The following is an 18302-nucleotide window of genomic DNA, read 5'->3' on the forward strand; positions in this document are numbered from 1 at the left end:
GGGACACCATCGACCTACAAATCGTCCTGCCAGTCGGTGCTGGGTTTGAGGCTGCTCAGGAACTCTTCCAGGGCATAGTCTTCGCCGGGCGGCAACCGGGTCGTGAGCCGACTGGCGGGCGCCACCGGGTCGGCCGATGGCGGCGGACCGTCGCCGCTGGCGGTCTGCGGCAGCAGGTCGACGCCGAACGGGTCGTGAACGGGCTTCTTCCCCGGCGTCGGCGAGCTGATGCCGATCAGGGTCGCCTGGTCCTTGCGCCGCAACGGCATCACCATGCTGCTGTCGCCGTTGAGGTAGCTGGCCATGGTCGCCAGGGCGATGCCAACGAAGGGCGAGGCCGCGCCGGTGTCGCCCAGGCGCTGGGTCAGGTCGTAGCTTTCCCGCGAGTCCAGCAAGTCCAGCGAACTCTGCGCGGCGCCCAGCGCCGGGGTGAGTTCGGCCAGCGGCGTGGCGTTCAACCCGCCGTCGTAGAACAGCCGGGCGGGCGCCGGCCTGAGCCCGGCACTGGCCGTCTTCCAGGCAGCGGCCAGTTGTGCGGTGAGAGCTTCGCGCTTGAGCCGTTCGCCGGTATCCGGGCGGGTCAGCGGCACACTCACCGGCCGATGCAGCCTGGCCAGCACCGGCAACGCATCCCACTGCTCCAGAGCCCGCTCGGTCCAGGGCTGGGGAATGAACGGCGTGGGGCGGAACTCCACCGGCGGCTTGCGCCAGCCCCAGCCACGGAACTCGGGGTCGATCCGGTTTTCGTTGACCTTGGTGTAGGGGGCGAACTGGCGTAGCCAGTCGACCCGCTCGGGGCGGCCGACGATCAGGGCGACCATGGTGTCTGTCAAGGTCCCCGGTACACGTGGGCCAGAACCTCCCCCTAATGATTTTAAAGGTACATCCCGACTCGATAAGGAACCGGCCATATTGAAGCCTTCGTTGGCGTACACCAACACTGCTGGCAAGTCTGGGTTGCGTTCGAACAAACTGAACAACGCCTCCAGTACTCCTTCAGGCGTATCGTTACAGATAATGCCATCCTGCAAATTGGCAATCCGATGCCAATGCAGTCCAGCCGGAACACGGAGATCATTGACTTTTACTGACAGGCTTTCCCGCGTCTCCTCCGGAGTGAAGCGTAGGTTAGGAGTGCTCGGATCCCAACTACGCACCACCGTCACCGTTGGTATCGGCCATTTCTCCAGAAAGTTTTTCAGCCCCAGTTCCAGGGCGTCCGCTTGGCGCTTTTCATACGCCATATCCTTGTCATCCGCAGACGTCGGATACTTCTTCGGGTCCATCGGCAGGATGCTGCCGACATGCAAGGCCTCGGCCTGTACAGCATTCTGCTCCTGCAAGGCCTTCCATACCTGACCCTGGCGAAACACATCCAGGCTCATGCCTATGCTGAGCACATCCAGGGTTTCCAGGCGCGGCGAAGTTTTCGGAGCGTGATAAGCATCAGCGGACATGGCGGCCTCCTTGGCCGGGGTGTAAGCGGTAACGGACGTCGCTGGATTAACGAAACAACGCATCGAAGACAAAAGTGACTCGGCGGCATACCCAGCAGAACTGCTCAAAAGCAAACCGACGAGAGAGAGTGTTGAGAACGTCAAACGCATCAGCTCGCTCCTCCAAAACGCACCGGCCGGCTGTAATAGCGGTCTTCGATGGTTTGTGTCGCCACCAAGGAAGGCAGGCTGTCTCCTACTGCCACAGGGAGTTTGCCACTCTTGCGGTAGACTACAGTGGCGTCTATTAGCTCGCTATTTTTAGGCTCTTCCGCGTGATACAAGGCTTGCACCTCTTCGCTCGGAATATGTATTTCGTCATTTGCTTGGCCATTTAGCCCCTTGTCCTTAGCCTTCCAATCCAACCGCCAATCCGCCACCCGACACAGATACTGATAGAAAACCACATCATCCACGCTGTCCCCGGCCCCGATGGCCAGGTCATAGGCCAGTACCCGCCGGTTATGCTCCGGGTTGTTGGGTATGGCCGAGTGGAACGACAAGGGCTCCAGATGGCCCTCCGCCGTCTGCAGGCGCAGCCGGGCCTCGTAGGGAGTTTCCGCGCGGGTGACCAGAACCATGCCGGTGCCCAGTTCACGAGCGGAAAACACATGGGTCTGCTGGGCCAATTCCTTGCCTTCGTTCAACGCCCTCTCCACGCTGCGCGCGTCGCGCCCGTAGCGGTACGCCAGCGCGGCGTCCACCTGTTGCGCGACGGCGTGCCCGCTGTCCTTTTCCTTCCAGCCGCCGTTGCTTACGCCGATGGCGGCGTCGATCGGATCGAGGGTATCGCGCACCTGATAGACGCCGCTGGCGGAGTTCTCTCCCGGCGCCGTGACGGCTCCGTCGAAATCGAATCGCGCTTCCGTCGGCAACGGCAGACGCGGCGCGGTCAGCAGCACGCTGTCGCCCTGGTCGAAGTTCGCCCGGCCGAATCTGTCCTTGCCGCCCAGCCCGGTGTCTTCCCAGGTCTTCTCGCCGGCCAGCAGAAGAGGATAGACATGGGGAGGGGCGTGCCCGCCGATCTTTTCCTTCTCGCCATTGCGCTTGCGTACGGTGAAGATGCGCTGGTGAAAACCCTGCGGCAGCCCGGTCCTTCCCGGGAGCCCCTTGACCTGCTCAGCAATGCCGCGCCAGCCGATACCCTGGACGTTGGCAAGTCCCACCGTCTGGTCCTGGGGCGTGAAATACAGGTAGACACTGCCGCGATTGTCGCGCTCATCGAAGCTGAGCCGTTCCCCGTCGATGGTCGTCTGGCAGCCCTGGCCACCCACCCAGCCGGGGCCGCCTATCGCGCCGTAGCCTTGGCAGTTGCGCAACGCGACGCTGCTCAGCGCGGGGACCGGATGGCGCCGGCCGCAGATGAACTCGAGGATACCTTTGAGCGTGGCCAGCCGCGCCTCTCTGGTCTGCTGGCTGCTCCAGCCCTGGAGCTTCTCGTTGAGGGGTTCAAACAGGCCGTAGGGTGAGTTGAGCATGATCACCCCGTCCGCCGGCGCCACGCCGTCATCCTTGAGGAAGGCATGTGCCAGCAGGGTCAACAGGGTGCCCTGGCTGTGCCCGACGACATTGATGGTGTCGTCCGGGTAACGCTTGCGGATGATCTTGATCAACATGGCCAGGCGCATGGCCGCAAGGACCATGTACTTGCGCCCTGCCGCCGAAAACAGCGGATGGGTCATGGTGCCGCCGAACCAGTCCAGCGAGATGAAACCGAACAGCTTGCCGTTGAAACCCTGGCCCCACATGTCCGGCAGGTTGGTGGTGGCATTGACGAACTGCCCGCCTTCCTTGGTGCCGGACTTGTCCAGCCGGTTGCCGTTGCGGTCCAGCCATTCGCCGTGGGCCGCGGTCTTGTTGATGTATTGCTCTTCCTCGCGGAAGCCCCAGTAGAAAGGTACGATTACGCTGCGTACGGCGGCCCCGCCGGCGCCACTGGCGAACTTGCGCCGGTAGTAGACGGCGTCGGGGTTCTCCGCCTTGCCTTCGTCGTCCGCCGGCAGGCTGTAGCCCGCCGGCGTCAGGTAGCCGGGATTGGCCTGCCCGCCGGGCAAGGTCGGCGGCATGTCCAGGCGTTCGTTGAGCCCCTGGCAGAGCCCTCGCTCGATCCGTTCGTAGCAACCCGCGAGATCGTTGACGCCATGCACCACGATGGTCACGCAAGGCTTGGGCGGAGGCGGCACCAGGTGCACGTCGCCGCCCTTGGGCAAGGTGATGGACTGGGCAGAGACGATCGTCCTCGACCGAACCCTATCGTTCATGGCTTCTCTCCTTGCCGCTCCTCGGCGTTGCGTCGTGCCAGGCAGGTCGCTTCGTCGAGCAGCATCCAGTTGCCAGGTTCGCCGGCCAGGCAGAATTCGACGGCAATGCTGGAAACCGTTTGCCGGTGCCGACGGCTACGCTCGTTGAAATGAACGAATGCGTTGTAGCTCCCATCTGGCTGCAAGCGCTCCGGCCGGCGCAGGAGCACGCTGGAGCCGGGATAGTCGCCGAAGACCTCGATCTCCCCGGCACGCCACCCGGGCGGGAGCTCGATCCGCCACAGCGTTTCCTGGCAATGGCTGCCGACCCGCCGACATACCGAAACACGGGTGATCTCGACGTCGTTGGTTTCCGCCAGCAAGGGGCGTAGATCCAGTGTCACGCGCCCGGAGCCGGCGTGTACCGGGATCTGCGGTGGCAGTTTGGAAACGGCCAGGGCCTGGGCGCTTCCCAGGCCGAACAGGCAGGCAATGAGCAAGGTCTTGCATTTCATTGGTCAGTATCCCGTTGGGAAGTTTTTCAGTACGCCAGCGAACCTGCTGTTCGCAGAGGCTTCCCCGAACTCGTTCTTCTCGAAGAAATAATCTCGAACGATGTCTCCCTGCTGTTCGATGTTGTAGTCCTTCAACGTCTTTCCCGGCTCCAACCGGTAGGCGTACTGGTCGCCTAGGAGAAACTGCCTGGCTTGCTGGTAGGCCCCCACCAGAAGGACGTTGACGCCATGCTGGTGCTGCCAGACATGGGTCATTTCGTGAATGAACAGACCCTGGCGCTGCAGGCTCTCCAGGCTCCAGTCCGCCACGCCGCGCAACTCCTCGCCGAAGTAGATGTGGCCGTTCGGCGCCATCACGTAGTCCTTGCCCTGCCAGGGGACATAGTCCTCGTCGCGCAGGCGGACCGTGGAATAGTCGATGGAATCGCCGAATACGCCTTTCGCCAGGCTGATTTCCCCTTCGCTGAGAGCACGTCCGGCCTCGGCGTCGGGGCCACTCAGGAGCTTGCCGACTGCAACCGCCGCGCCAACCGCCGCTGCTATCCCGGCAACTGCGGAGGCGGGCGATTTCGTGTGTTTCATATCGACCTTGGCGATGTTCATCGCATCCTTCTGCAGTAGCTGGGTAGCGCCTTCGGCGTCGGTGACGCCCTCGATGACCTCGCCGTTGGCCATGGTGATGGTATAGGGCACGTTGGGCATGGCCGTCTGCCCGTCCAGTTGCTTGAGGACGAACCGCCGCTGCGTCTCGCCCACCTCGAACTGCGGCAGCTCGGCTTCCAGGCTGGCCGCGCCGACATGACTGTGCTTCGCCGCCTTGACCACGAAGTTGCCGGGCATGCCCAGCTCGATGTTGCCGCCCTTGAGGGTCAGGTAGGCGCCGCCGCACATCAGGGTGATGTGCTCCTTCGCGGTGACCAGCACGTGCTGCTGGCTGGCGCTGACCTCCACGCTCTGCTCGGCTTCCAGGCGGATGTCGTTCTTCTGCGCCTGCAGCAGCATCGGCCCCTGGTGGGTGATCTGGCGCAGCTCGCCGCCCTGGGCGAACAGGCCGATGTCGCTGCCGGCGTTGATCACCACCTTCTGCCCGGCGGTCACCTGCTGGTTCTGCCGGGCCACGCTGTCGACGTGCTCGCCGGCGGCCAGGGTCAGGCTCGCCGGCGTCGCCGCGGCGATCCCTGCCGGACCGCTCAAGGCGATCGCCGGCTTGCCTCCGTTGCTCTTGCCGGACTCGTCGTTGGCGCCGTGGCCGAGGTCGCGCACGGCTTCCTGGAGGGTTTGCTGCGGCGCCGCGTCGTGCCCCACGCCCTGGTGCTCCCCGGCGTAGTCGCCCAGCTCGCGGGCCAGCTCCAGCGCGGCCTCCAGCACCTGCACCACGACGCCTCGGTCGAGATGGCCGGCGCCGGCCCTGAGCTGCTCCTCGGTGCTCAGCAGCAGCCCCTTGGCCGCACGCACCGCGCCATGTTCGTCGGTGCGCAGTTCGAAGCCCTCGCCGCGCGGCTTGCCGCCTTCGGGCCGAGGATGGGTCAGGTAGCCCAGGTGCAGCGCGCTGGCACCGTGGTCGCTCATCAGCGCCGCACTGATCTGCGCCGTGGTGTCGTCGATGCGCAGCTCGTTGGCCCTACTGCCCTTGTACTCCTTGCTCTTGATGGTGCTGAGGATCTTGTGGTCGGGCAGCGCGTAGGGCGGTCGGTTGGTCGCCCGGTAGGTGCGCCCGGTGACGATCGGCTGGTCGCAGTCGCCGTCCAGGTAATCGACGATCACCTCCTGGCCAATCCGCGGGATCGCCATGTGCCCCCAGTCGGCACCTGCCCAGTTCTGCGCGACCCGTATCCAGCAGGTACTGAATTCATCGTGACGTCCCTCGCGATCCCAGGGGAACTGGACTTTCACCCGTCCCCACTCGTCGCAATGGATCTCTTCCCCTGCCGGGCCGACTACCGTCGCGATCTGCGGACCATCGATACGCGGCCGAGGCAGCGGTGCGGGACGCCATTCGACGTCCTCGGGCACCAGTTCGGCGCGCAGGTCGTAGCTCACCCCCAGAGGGGCGTCGGCGGACTCTTCCTCCTGGCCGGCATACTGGGTGCCGCGATGGACCACCCGCACCGGCCGCCACCAGGCGTTGAAGTCGGCACGCGGATGACCTTCCAGGGCAAAGGCGTGGCCCGGGATCAGCCTCGGGTCGTCGCCGCTGACCGATGCCACCCGTGCATCGCGCCGATGTCCTCTGAGGCGGCTTTCGCTGAAAGGCCGGCCCGCGCCGCTCCGCTTGTAGCGACCGGGGTAGTCGTAGCGCTCGTAAGACGAGTCCTGATGCTCGAGCGCCTCGCCAGCGAGATGATGCTCCTGGTCGTAGGTCGGGCGCTTGAAGCTGTAGTCCCGCTGGGTCTGTCGAGCCGTACGAACATTTTCGCTGTAGCGGAAAGAATGAAGCACCGGCTGCGGGTTGTCGCCCTCCGGCTGGGCGCTGAACAGTACCGGGCCGCCGACGATACGCTCCTGGACGTAGAGCCGGTCGCTGCAGACCAGGGTGTGGCGGTGTTCGTCGAAGCGGAAGTAGTAGACCAGGCCTTCCTCGAAGGCCAGCCGGTCGTGCAGGTAGTGATCGCTGTCGCCGGCCTGCACGCAGTATTCGCGTGGCAGGTGCTCGTGGTAGATACGCTGTTCGTAGTCGAGCACCCGGTGCTCCTTGAGCAGCGCCTGGAGAATCTCCGGAACACTCTTCTCCTGGAATATCCGCCAGTTGCAGCACAGCTCCAGGCGCGCCAACTGCGGTTCCAGCAGCAGTTCGTAGCGGGTCCGGCGAAAACCCGAGCTGCCCTGGGTGAAGTGGCTGACGATGCCATGGACGTAGCGGGCCGGACGGCCGTCCTGCCAGAGGGTGAAGGTGCCCGGCTGGTCGAGTACCTGCCTGAAATCGATGGCGTTCTTGTCGCTGGCCAGCTTCAGGTTCAGGCGGAAAGGCTCGCAGAGCGCTTCTTCCAGTTCGAACTCGACGACATCGAACGCGAGTTTCCCTTCGCCGACGACGAAGGTGAATTTCAGGTCCCTTTGACGCATGGATCGTTCCTTGTTCCTGGCGGGCGGTTCCTCCCCCATCCGTTGGAGAAGCGAGCCCCACGTTACTCTTGCTCAGCCGCTGCCGAAAGTCTTGGCTCGGTGTCTATTTCGCGAAGTAGCGGACATTTTCGGCTCGACGGAGAACCGGCCGTACAGGTGTACGACCGGTGTGCCTGTCAACTCACCCTGCGACCGGGGAGCGCCAGTCGTCGGAGCCGGAGGTGCCGGAGACTTCGTGGGTCCAGGTGATCTTGCGGTAGGTGAAGTGCACGTCTTCCAGGTGGGTGAAGTGGGCGTTGCCCGGGTCCTGGCAGTTGTGCATGTAGTCCTTGATGTCGACGATGATCGCGTCTTCCAGGACGGTGGTGTAGTAGTGCTCCTGGGTGCCGGCGGCGGAGGTGCGGTACCACTGGATCTCGACCTTGGTCAGGCGCTCGCCGGAGGTCAGGGCGGCCAGCAGCAGCGGCGAGGCCTTGTCGAAGACCTTGGTGATGACCACCGGCTTGTGCACGCGCTGGCCGGTCGGCTGGCCGGACTGCGGGTCGCGCGGGATGATCACTTCGTGGTTGAAGCCCTGGACCATCACCTGGTCCTCGTGGCCTTCCTGGTAGGTGTTGCCGACCGAATCCTCGGTGAAGGCGCCGGCGGTGATCAGGCCCTGCTTGGTGCCGGTGATGGACATGTAGGCGGGGGTTGCCATGGATACGTTCCTTGTCGTTGAAAGTGCCCAGGCGATATGCCGGGGGCATCGGTGCTAGACAAGAACCGTGCCACTAGTCTTGAAACTCTTTTCCATCAAGGCGTTATTGGGGGAAGCCAAAAATTCGCTGGCGATTCTCATGGGAAGAACACTGAAAATTGTGCAACTTTTTGCACACCGCTTGCAAAAAGTTGCGCATTTTCTCGGAGCCCTTTGGGTGTTTGTTCCCTAGCGTTCTATCCACAGCTTTATCCACCAAAAAGTTGCACAATGGCTTTTGGATTGTGAGGCTGAATGGTCGGAGTATTTTCTGCCTCTGCCCCTATCCAAACAACGCTTCAGCACGCGTAGTCTGATTGTCCAAACGTTCACCAAGCCCAGCCGGTACAAGCTCACCTTTCCACCGTATGCGTGACCTCTCCCTCAGCCGGTATTCCCCCAATGGGGGCCAACCGCCGTTCAAATGCGGGTGGCCGGCTTGAAGTCGGATAGTCTGACCTCAAAACCGGCAAATCGCCGGTTTTGGATCTCCTGCATTGCAGGCAAAGGCTCGCTGCGTTCAAGCGCAAATACGGGAATATCCCGCATTTGAAAACCCGGCTTCAAAAGTACGCAAAACGTCCTTTTGACTGCGGACGAAATTCGTCGTCAGTCGGTGTTTTGTGCGTCCGAATTTCGGACGCACAAAATCCCCCAGATTCGGGGTATTACGAGAGTCTCGTAAAACTCTCACTCCAGCCACCGGCTGAAGCCGCCACTACAAAATATTCGTAGTGAACATGCCCTGATTTTTCAGGAGATGATCGCGCGACCGTGGCCGCAATTTTGTGGAGATGGCGACCCCGCTGAGTTACGGCCTCGGGCATTAACGTTGGAGCAACGTTGGCTAACGGTGGACTAACGTTGATCGCGTTACCGGGAAGGGGCGCATTTCAAGTGCGCCCCTTGGCGCGACCAGCGATGGCTCCGAACTGAGCCATGGGCTAACGCGGCGCTATCTCACAACCACCAATGGGGGAAGTGAGGAAATCCCACCTTGCCTGACCAATCGCCAGGGGATCGAACTTACCGGGAGCGACGCAGGCCACCCGGTTGCCCTGCTGGAAATGACGACAGACATTTGAGCTGGCCGGCATAAAAAAGCCCCGCCTGAGCGATTCAGGACGGGGCTTTCCTTTAGGCTTACTGCACCCACCATGCACCCATGAGAGGTGGCTTGTGGCTAATGACTTTTGGTAAGTGCTTGATTTGTATGGCGCATCCGGCGGGATTCGAACCCACGACCCCTGCCTTCGGAGGGCAGTACTCTATCCAGCTGAGCTACGGATGCAGCGCCGCGGCTCGCGCGGCAGGCCGCAATCATACGCATCTCGTCGGCGGGAGTCCATTCCATGTGCGTACGTTCGTGATTTCGAACGAAAACGACCGTCCGTCGAGGATATGCTCAGAAAAGCAGCAGAATTTTCCGACTTTCGTTGATTTTATCGAACGGGGTATTGCCCTTTGTCAGTGGTGGCCCTAGGATTCGTTTGAGATTTCAAACGCCCCCAAAGCCACAACAACAGGAGACCGGGGAATTGGCATCAGTTCAGCCGGCCGCGTGCCCCTGGAATGACCTCTTTCTGACCTGCCCGTCGCTCGTCCGGCCTTTCGCGCTGCCGGGCCGCCGTGGTGCCGGCGTGGCGTTTCGTCCGCGATCCCTTTTCCGCACGAGCCTTTCGTATCCTCCCCGACGCCTGCCGGCGGTCGCGTTCGTCCGCGTCCGCCCGTTGCGCATGGTGGCCGGCCGGTAACGGCGACGCCGCTGGCACAGGGCGCAGGAAATGGAACACCGGGGCGCTGGCCCTTTCGAATAACCAGCAGGCAACACTTTCCGGTTACAACCGAACCAGACAACCAGGCACGCGGGGTAGTCGAGGTAGACCCGCTGCTCACGGCATTCCTCGAAGGAGACAGGTCATGCAACTCAAAGATGCCAAGCTGTTCCGTCAACAAGCCTACGTCGATGGCGCCTGGGTGGATGCCGACAACGGCCAGACCATCAAGGTGAACAACCCGGCCACCGGCGAGATCATCGGCAGCGTGCCGAAGATGGGCGCCGCCGAGACCCGCCGCGCCATCGAGGCTGCCGACAAGGCCCTGCCGGCCTGGCGTGCGCTGACCGCCAAGGAGCGCGCCAACAAGCTGCGCCGCTGGTTCGACCTGATGATCGAGAACCAGGACGACCTGGCCCGCCTGATGACCATCGAGCAGGGCAAGCCGCTGGCCGAGGCCAAGGGCGAGATCGCCTACGCCGCCTCCTTCCTCGAATGGTTCGGCGAAGAAGCCAAGCGCATCTACGGCGACACCATTCCCGGCCACCAGCCGGACAAGCGCATCATCGTGATCAAGCAGCCGATCGGCGTGACCGCGGCCATCACGCCGTGGAACTTCCCCTCGGCGATGATCACCCGCAAGGCCGGCCCGGCCCTGGCCGCCGGCTGCACCATGGTGCTCAAGCCTGCTTCGCAGACCCCGTATTCCGCCCTGGCCCTGGCCGAACTGGCAGAGCGCGCCGGCATTCCGAAGGGCGTGTTCAGCGTGGTCACCGGTAGCGCCGGCGAAGTCGGCGGCGAGCTGACCAGCAACCCGATCGTGCGCAAGCTGACCTTCACCGGTTCCACCGAAATCGGCCGCCAACTGATGGCCGAGTGCGCCCAGGACATCAAGAAGGTGTCCCTGGAGCTGGGCGGCAACGCGCCGTTCATCGTGTTCGACGACGCCGACCTGGACGCCGCCGTCGAGGGCGCGCTGATTTCCAAGTACCGCAACAACGGCCAGACCTGCGTCTGCGCCAACCGCCTGTACGTGCAGGACGGCGTGTACGACGCCTTCGTCGACAAGCTGAAGGCCGCCGTGGCCAAGCTGAACATCGGCAACGGCCTGGAAGCCGGCGTGACCACCGGTCCGCTGATCGACGCCAAGGCCGTGGCCAAGGTCGAGGAACACATCGCCGACGCGGTCTCCAAGGGCGCCAAGGTGGTTTCCGGCGGCAAGCCGCACGCCCTCGGCGGCACCTTCTTCGAGCCGACCATCCTGGTCGACGTGCCGAAGAACGCCCTGGTGTCCAAGGACGAGACCTTCGGCCCGCTGGCGCCGGTGTTCCGCTTCAAGGACGAGGCCGAGGTCATCGCCATGTCCAACGACACCGAGTTCGGCCTGGCGTCCTACTTCTACGCCCGCGACCTGGCCCGCGTGTTCCGCGTCGCCGAGCAACTGGAGTACGGCATGGTCGGCATCAACACCGGCCTGATCTCCAACGAAGTGGCGCCGTTCGGCGGCATCAAGGCCTCGGGCCTGGGCCGCGAAGGTTCCAAGTACGGGATCGAGGACTACCTCGAGATCAAGTACCTCTGCCTGGGCGGTATCTGAGCCCGGCGAGGAACGCATCCGGAGGGGCCGGACGGCAGGCAAGAGCTGCGCCGTCCGGTGTCGACGTTGCCGGTGGTGGCACCGGACGAACCGGGAGACGCGGTCGCCGATCGCGAAGCGGCTCCGAGCCCTGGCGGGCCTGCAAGTCCCGAGGCAGTCGATCATCGCATGCTGCCTTGGGGAGCTTCCTTCCCGCCTTCATCCTTTGACCCGGCCGACCCGATGAGCGGCCACTGAGGAAGCCATGAGCAAGACCAACGAATCCCTGCTGAAGCGTCGCCAGGCCGCGGTACCCCGCGGCGTGGGCCAGATCCACCCGGTCGTCGCCGAGCGCGCCGAGAACTCCACCGTCTGGGACGTGGAAGGCCGCGAGTACATCGACTTCGCCGGCGGCATCGCCGTGCTGAACACCGGCCACCTGCATCCGAAGGTGATCGCCGCGGTCCAGGAGCAACTGGGCAAGCTGTCCCACACCTGCTTCCAGGTGCTGGCCTACGAACCCTACATCGAGCTGGCCGAGGAAATCGCCAAGCGCGTGCCGGGCGACTTCCCGAAGAAGACCCTGCTGGTCACCTCCGGCTCCGAAGCCGTGGAGAACGCCGTCAAGATCGCCCGCGCCGCCACCGGCCGCGCTGGCGTGATCGCCTTCACCGGCGCGTACCACGGCCGCACCATGATGACCCTGGGCCTGACCGGCAAGGTGGTCCCGTACTCCGCCGGCATGGGCCTGATGCCGGGCGGCATCTTCCGCGCCCTGGCGCCCTGCGAGCTGCACGGCGTGAGCGAGGACGACTCCATCGCCAGCATCGAGCGCATCTTCAAGAACGATGCCCAGCCCCAGGACATCGCCGCGATCATCATCGAGCCGGTGCCGGGCGAGGGTGGCTTCTACGTCAACTCCAAGTCCTTCATGCAGCGCCTGCGCGCCCTGTGCGACCAGCACGGCATCCTGCTGATCGCCGACGAAGTGCAGACCGGCGCCGGCCGTACCGGCACCTTCTTCGCTACCGAGCAATTGGGCATCGTTCCTGACCTGACCACCTTCGCCAAGTCGGTCGGCGGCGGCTTCCCGATCTCCGGCGTGGCCGGCAAGGCCGAGATCATGGACGCCATCGCGCCCGGCGGCCTGGGCGGCACCTATGCCGGCAGCCCGATCGCCTGCGCCGCGGCACTGGCCGTGCTGAAGGTGTTCGAGGAAGAGAAGCTGCTGGAACGTTCGCAAGCCGTCGGCGAGCGCCTCAAGGCCGGCCTGCGCGAGATCCAGGCCAAGCACAAGGTGATCGGCGACGTTCGTGGCCTGGGTTCGATGGTGGCCATCGAGCTGTTCGAGGGCGGCGATACCCACAAGCCGGCCGCCGAGCTGGTCAGCAAGATCGTCGTCCGTGCGCGCGAGAAGGGCCTGATCCTGCTCTCCTGCGGCACCTACTACAACGTCATCCGCTTCCTCATGCCCGTCACCATCCCCGACGCGCAACTGGAGAAGGGCCTGGCCATCCTGGCCGAGTGCTTCGACGAACTCGCTTAAGCTTCACCGGCAAAGCGATACCCCCGAGGCCCGCGCGTCCGCGCGGGCCTTTCTTTCAGAGGCTTCACGGAAACGGAAGCCTCTTTTTTCTGCCAGGGTTTTCCGCGAAACGCCCGACGAACGGTTTTCGCCTGTTACCCTTGGGCGCCTGGCGCATACGAATCCTCCCGCATTCCTCCGGTCGTTCCGTTCGTGGCGATTAGGACAGGTCCTAGAGGCGCACCGTGTTCGTCCGTCATACCCTTGTGTGCCCGCGGGCCGTGTCGTGCCCGCCTGTCATGCCTGGTGCGTCCCGCTCGGTTCGCCAGGTTCGAAGAGGAACGCCATGAGTGCCGCGAAAAAGGCCCCCGTCATCCTGATTGCCGACCCGGACCCCTGGAGTCGCGACTTGCTTGGCCAACTGGTCCTCGGCGTGCGTTGCGATGCCCGGCTGGTCCTCTGCGGCGATGGCGGAGAAGCGCTGGCGCATTGCCGGCGCCGGCGCTTCGCGTTGATCCTGGCCGAGCTGAACCTGCCGCAGGTGGATGGCTTCGAGCTGCTGCGCGAAGCGCGCCTGCGCCGCTCGGTCGCCGAGCAGCCGTTCATCCTGATCAGCGACCGCGCCGACCAGGCCAGCGTGCGCGCCGCCGTGGCACTGGCGCCGACCGCCTACCTGGTGAAGCCGTTCCAGGCCGAGAACCTGATGCAACGCCTGCGAGGGTTGTTGCTGAAGGGCGACGAAGTGGTCGCCTGTCCGCTGCCGGAGCGGGACGCGGGCGAGAACCTGGAGGCTTTTCTCGAACGCACGCGCGACTCCGCGGAGGGGGCGCCGTTGCTGGCCGACGTGCGTGCCGCCAGCGATCGTTGCCTGAGCGCCGAGGAGCATCCGCTGCGCGTGCTGGAGGATGAGTTCGGCCGCGATCCGCAGATCACCGCTGGCCTGATCGCCGCCGCCAACAGCGCCGCCCGGCACGTCGGTCCGGCCTGCCAGACCCTGGGCCAGGCCCTGCGGCGGCTGGGACTCGGGCACAGCCTGAACCTGGTGCTCGGTTTCAGTCTGCAGCGGGCCATCCAGCTCGGCGAGCCGCTGCTGGCCGAGCGCGCCATGCACTTCTGGGATCTTTCGCAACGTTGCGCGGACATCGCCTGGGAACTGGCCGACGCCCTCGGCGCGGACGTCGAGCGCTGCTATACCGCAGGGCTGCTGCATCGCCTGGGCGACCTGGCGCTGCTGCGGACATTGCAGGATTGGTGCGATGGCGGCGGCGCGCTGGACGAGGCGCGGCTCGACGAGCTGCTGGGGCGTTTCGGCGCCAGCTTCGGCTCGGCCCTGCGGGCGCGTTGGCGGCTGCCGCTGGAGCTGCGCCGGCTGATCGCTGCGGCGTACCAGTTCGGTGGCGTGCTTTCCCGCGAAGAGCTGATCCTCAGCCTGGCGACCCAGGCCGCCAGCCTGCCCGAGGACGACGCGGAGCAACTGGCCGAGAGCAAGGCTGCCCGCATGCTCGGCCTGGACGGCGAACGACTGGTGAAACTGCTGCAGCCCTGAGCCGTCCTCGCCGTGCCTTTGCAAGGGGCGGCGCCTCCCGTAGGGCGGGTAACGCGGCGCGTCATGCGCCGCTGGGCATGGGGCGCGGTTGCAATCGAGCCTCTGGCCGGGGAGATCGGCACCTACCTGCGCGCCGCCGAGTTGCCGGCCGTGGATGGGCGGAAGCGCGCCTAGCGCCGCAGCTCGGCGCGCAACAGGTCCAACGCCGGGTCGATGTCGTCCCGTTCGATGCAGCCGAAGCCGAAGAGGAAGCCGGCCTGTGCCGGGGTTTCCGCGTAGAAGGGCGGCAGGGTGCCGACCTCCAGGCCTTGCTGGCGCAAATGACGGGCGATGCGCAGCACATCCAGCGGTTCGCGACAGCGCGCCGCGAGGTGGATCCCGGCCACCGCCGGCAGCGCTTCGAGCCAGGGGCTCAGGTCGCCGTGCAGGCGTTCCAGCAGGCGTCCGCGACGCTGGGCGTATTCGCGTTGCAGGCGGCGCGTATGGCGGGCGAAGTCGCCGCGCTGGATGAACAGCGCGAGGGCGCGTTGCTGCAAGGTCTCGCTGTGCCGGTCGACCAGCTTGCGCGCCGCCAGCACCGCTTCGCGCAGGCTTGCCGGCGGCAGCAGGTAGCCGAGGCGCAGCTCGGGGAAGAGGGTCTTGGAAAAGGTCCCGAGGTAGGCCACCTGGCCGTTCCGGTCGAGGCTGCGCAGCGACTCCAGCGAACGCCCGTCGAAGCGGTACTCGCTGTCGTAGTCGTCCTCGATGATCAGCGCCCGGTGGCGCTGCGCCCAGTCCAGCAACTGCAGGCGCCGCTCCAGGCTCATCGGCATGCCCAGCGGGAACTGGTGCGACGGGGTGACGTAGACCAGCTTGGCGTTGTCCGGCAGCAGGTCGACGCGCAGCCCCTCGGCGTCCACCGGCACTCCGCGCACCTCGGCGCCGGTGGCCAGCAGGCTGGCGCGGGCCGGCGGATAACCGGGTTCCTCGACCACCGCCAGGTCGCCGGGGTCGAGCATCACCCGGGCCAGCAGGTCGAGTCCCTGCTGGGCGCCCTGGGTGACCATCAGGGCGTTCCAGTCGCACTGCACGGCGCGGTTGATCGCCAGGTAGCGGGAGATCGCCAGGCGCAGTTCGGGGTCGCCTTCGGTTTCCTTGTAGAACGCCGGCGAGCGCTGTTGCAGGCGTAGCGCCTGGAGCACGCAGGTACGCCAGGTATCGAAGGGAAAGCGGCGCTTGTCGGTCGTGCCGCCGGCGAAGCTGTAGCGGAGCGGTGCTCGCTGGTCCATCAGACCGGACTGCGGTTCGATGCGTGCCCAGCGCGCGGCCGGCCGCAACGGACCGTCGGCGCGCTGCGGCGGCGCTTCCCCGGCGGGCCCGCGGGCGACGAAGGTGCCGCTGCCGACCCGGCCTTCGAGGAAGCCCTCGCTGGCGAGGCGCTCGTAGGCTTCGCTGACGGTCTTGCGCGACACTTCCAGGCGTTCGGCGAGGTAGCGCGTGGCTGGCAGGCGATCGCCGGTGGCCAGGCGACCGTGGAGGATCGCGTCGCGCAGCTGGCGATAGAGCTGGCCGACCAGGTCGTGGCGGCCGTCGAGGATCAGTTGCAGTTCCATGGCGAAATTGGCTACCTGGTATTTCTGGTAATTGGCTCTTCGTGGAAGCCAAAGGCAGGCTTAGTGTTACCCCATGCCGCGCCGCTTTCCACCCTCGCGGCTGCCAATCAGCCAAGGAGATTCGCCATGACCACCCGCCTCGAATGGGCCAAAGCCTCCCCCGACGCCTATGCCGCCATGCTCGGCCTGGAAAAGGCCCTGGCCAAGGCCGGCCTGGAACGCCCGCTGATCGAACTGGTCTACCTGCGCACTTCGCAGATCAACGGTTGCGCCTACTGCGTGAACATGCATGCCAACGACGCGCGCAAGGCCGGCGAGACCGAGCAGCGTCTGCAAGCGCTCTGCGTCTGGCAGGAAACCCCCTACTTCACCCCGCGCGAGCGCGCCGCCCTGGCCTGGACCGAGCAACTCGCCCGCCTCAGTCAGGGGGCGTTGCCGCACGGCCTGCTCGACGAACTGCGCGAGCACTTCGACGACAAGGAGATCGCCGAACTGACCCTGGCGGTCTCGGCCATCAACGCCTGGAACCGCTTCGGCGTCGGCATGGGCATGCAACCGGAATGAGGTGGACGGCGATGAAGGCCAATCGATCGATCGCCTGCCTGCTGCTCGCCGCGCTGCCGACGCTGGCCAGCGCCCATGTTGCGGAGAAGGTGGAAACCCTGCACGACCAGGCCCTGGCCGAGATTCCCGGCCATCGTGGGTTGATGCTGACGGTGTCGTTCAAGCCCGGCCAGGTCTCCGCGCCCCATGTGCATCCCGGCTCGGTGTTCGTCTACGTGCTCGAAGGCACCGTGCAGACGCAACTGGAAGGCGGCCCGGTGGAGACCTACACGGTGGGCCAGAGCTGGTACGAGCCGGCGAACGTGCCGCACCTGCTGGCACGCAATCCCGATCCGATGAAGCCGGCCAAGTTGCTGGTCTGGGAGTTGCTCAAGGAGGGCGACCCGATCCTCAAGCCACTGGAGCGCGGCGCCCACTGAGGCGTCGCTCGTTCGCCCGGAGGAGCGTCCGTCATGAGCGCCAGCCAGGTCATCCGTATTCGCGCGCGCAACGGTCAGTCGGAACGGCTTGGCCTGCGCCTGCAACAACTGGTCGAACCGGGGCTGGAGGCGCCGGGTTGCCTGGAGTACCAGGTGCGCAGGGACGCCCTCGAGCCGGATCTCTGGCTGGTGTGCAGCCAGTGGCGGGAAGCGCAGCAGATGTTCGACTACCTGGCCGGCGGCATCCAGCAGGTATTCGCCGAAGTGCTCTGGCGCTCCCTGGCGGCGAGCCTCGAAGTGCAGGATGACGCAGGCTAGAGCAAACCCAGCTCGGCGCAGACGATCAGCACCTGTTCGCGCAGCCAGAGGTTCGCCGGGTGCTGGTCGGCGGCGCGGCTCCATGACAGGTGCAGGGCGAACGGCGGCAGCCCTGACGGTGCGAGGCAGGCGCGATGGCGGCCATCGTCGAGCAGCGCGTGGATACGTCGCGGCAGCATCAGCACGAAGTCGCTGCCCGACAGCAGTTGCAGGGCGGCGACGTAGCTGTTGGCGCGCGCGGCGACTTCGCGGCTGCGGCCCTGGCGTCGCAGCCACGTGTCCACCAGGTTGGCGTTGCTGGCGTCGAGCGGGGTCGGGAAGACGAAGCGGCGCCGGCAGAACTCGTCCAGTTCCAGGCGCTCGTGGCGCGGCTGGGCACGATCCTGCACGCAGAGCAGTTCGTCGCTGAACAGGGCGAGCGCCTGTAGCTCCGGTGCCGGTCGGTGGTACTCGGGACCGAAGTCGAAGACCAGGTCGACCTGGCCGTCGAGCAATGCTTCGGTGGGCAGCTCGGGACCCAGGCGGCGGGTGTCCAGGCCGATCCTCGGGCCGTTGGCGGCGAGCCGTCGCAGGAGTGCCGGAAGGATCAGCAGCTCGACGTATTCCGGCGCGCAGAGGGTAAAGGTACGCGGCTCGCCACGCGGGTCGAAGCTGCCCTGGGCGGCGTGACAGGCGTTGATGCGGGCGAGCATTTCCTCCACGTGGGGCAGCATGGCGCGACTCTTGTGGGTCGGCTGCATGCCGCCGCGGGTGGCGATGAACAGCTCGTCGTCGAAGGCCTGGCGCAGCTTCTTCAGGCAGTAGCTGACCGTCGACGGGCTGAGGCTCAGGTGTTCGGCGACCTCGACGAGGTTCTGTCGTTGGTGGACCTGGAGGAAGACCAGCAGGTCCTGCATGTCGACCTTGCGCAGGCCGTTGGCGATCAGCATCGGGG

The 18302-nt window shown here is 65.4% G+C and carries 13 protein-coding genes and 1 tRNA gene; 6 read left to right on the top strand and 8 right to left on the bottom strand.

Annotation, left to right across the window (positions count from 1 at the left end):
- Nucleotides 1–14 precede the first annotated feature (14 nt).
- From tla3 to AC1RB9_RS01365, 6 genes are all read right to left on the bottom strand, one after another.
- Nucleotides 15–1607 carry a type VI lipase adapter protein Tla3 gene (gene tla3, locus AC1RB9_RS01340; RefSeq protein WP_277610319.1) on the bottom strand — a complete coding sequence of 531 codons (1593 nt, stop codon included), beginning with the start codon at nt 1605–1607 and terminating at the stop codon, nt 15–17.
- Nucleotides 1607–3757, bottom strand: a complete 2151-nt coding sequence (gene tle3, locus AC1RB9_RS01345; RefSeq protein WP_003158516.1) for a type VI lipase effector Tle3 — start codon at nt 3755–3757, stop codon at nt 1607–1609. Before tle3 ends, tla3 begins: the two co-directional genes overlap by 1 nt.
- Complete coding sequence (gene tli3 / locus AC1RB9_RS01350; protein WP_003107070.1) at nt 3754–4251, bottom strand: type VI lipase immunity protein Tli3; 498 nt, start codon at nt 4249–4251, stop codon at nt 3754–3756. Before tli3 ends, tle3 begins: the two co-directional genes overlap by 4 nt.
- A gap of 3 nt (nt 4252–4254) precedes the next feature.
- Nucleotides 4255–7314 (bottom strand): type VI secretion system spike protein VgrG2b, encoded by a 3060-nt coding sequence (gene vgrG2b, locus AC1RB9_RS01355; RefSeq protein WP_270922066.1) that lies wholly within the window; start codon nt 7312–7314, stop codon nt 4255–4257.
- A 181-nt stretch (nt 7315–7495) separates the two neighbouring features.
- Nucleotides 7496–8014, bottom strand: a complete 519-nt coding sequence (locus AC1RB9_RS01360) for an Hcp family type VI secretion system effector (RefSeq protein ID WP_003083317.1) — start codon at nt 8012–8014, stop codon at nt 7496–7498.
- 1253 nt (nt 8015–9267) lie between these two features.
- Nucleotides 9268–9344 (bottom strand) — tRNA-Arg (locus AC1RB9_RS01365).
- A gap of 629 nt (nt 9345–9973) precedes the next feature.
- On the opposite strand from AC1RB9_RS01365, the gene gabD reads away from it, so the two are divergent.
- The 3 genes from gabD (at nt 9974) to AC1RB9_RS01380 (ending at nt 14475) form a co-directional block, all read left to right on the top strand.
- Nucleotides 9974–11425: an NADP-dependent succinate-semialdehyde dehydrogenase gene (gabD, locus tag AC1RB9_RS01370; protein ID WP_003106269.1), complete on the top strand. Its 1452-nt coding sequence runs from the start codon at nt 9974–9976 to the stop codon at nt 11423–11425.
- Between the two features lie 244 nt (nt 11426–11669).
- Nucleotides 11670–12950, top strand: a complete 1281-nt coding sequence (gabT, locus tag AC1RB9_RS01375; protein ID WP_481864879.1) for a 4-aminobutyrate--2-oxoglutarate transaminase — start codon at nt 11670–11672, stop codon at nt 12948–12950.
- A gap of 325 nt (nt 12951–13275) precedes the next feature.
- Nucleotides 13276–14475, top strand: coding sequence for an HDOD domain-containing protein (locus AC1RB9_RS01380; protein ID WP_003459184.1), 1200 nt, complete (start codon nt 13276–13278; stop codon nt 14473–14475).
- Between the two features lie 170 nt (nt 14476–14645).
- Here the strand turns inward: AC1RB9_RS01380 and pdxR are convergent, their stop codons facing one another.
- Nucleotides 14646–16067, bottom strand: coding sequence for a MocR-like pyridoxine biosynthesis transcription factor PdxR (pdxR, locus tag AC1RB9_RS01385; RefSeq protein ID WP_003106262.1), 1422 nt, complete (start codon nt 16065–16067; stop codon nt 14646–14648).
- Nucleotides 16068–16193: 126 nt separating this feature from the next.
- Here pdxR and AC1RB9_RS01390 point away from each other — a divergent pair, with 126 nt between their 5' ends.
- Genes AC1RB9_RS01390 through AC1RB9_RS01400 form a run of 3 tightly spaced genes read left to right on the top strand, consistent with a single transcriptional unit; the run spans nt 16194 to nt 17368 of the window.
- A complete protein-coding gene (locus tag AC1RB9_RS01390; RefSeq protein ID WP_003106260.1) occupies nt 16194–16631 on the top strand; it encodes a carboxymuconolactone decarboxylase family protein in 438 nt (145 codons plus the stop codon).
- 11 nt (nt 16632–16642) lie between these two features.
- The gene (locus AC1RB9_RS01395; protein WP_003118713.1) at nt 16643–17050 is read left to right on the top strand and encodes a cupin domain-containing protein; all 408 of its coding nucleotides are present in this window, start codon (nt 16643–16645) and stop codon (nt 17048–17050) included.
- A 33-nt stretch (nt 17051–17083) separates the two neighbouring features.
- Nucleotides 17084–17368, top strand: coding sequence for an antibiotic biosynthesis monooxygenase family protein (locus AC1RB9_RS01400; RefSeq protein ID WP_003106257.1), 285 nt, complete (start codon nt 17084–17086; stop codon nt 17366–17368).
- Here the strand turns inward: AC1RB9_RS01400 and AC1RB9_RS01405 are convergent.
- Entirely contained in the window at nt 17365–18297 is a 933-nt protein-coding gene (locus tag AC1RB9_RS01405) for a LysR family transcriptional regulator (protein WP_003459189.1), read from the bottom strand. The genes AC1RB9_RS01400 and AC1RB9_RS01405 overlap by 4 nt on opposite strands.
- Nucleotides 18298–18302: the final 5 nt, after the last annotated feature.

It is taken from the genome of Pseudomonas sp. 20-5 (assembly GCF_056782835.1).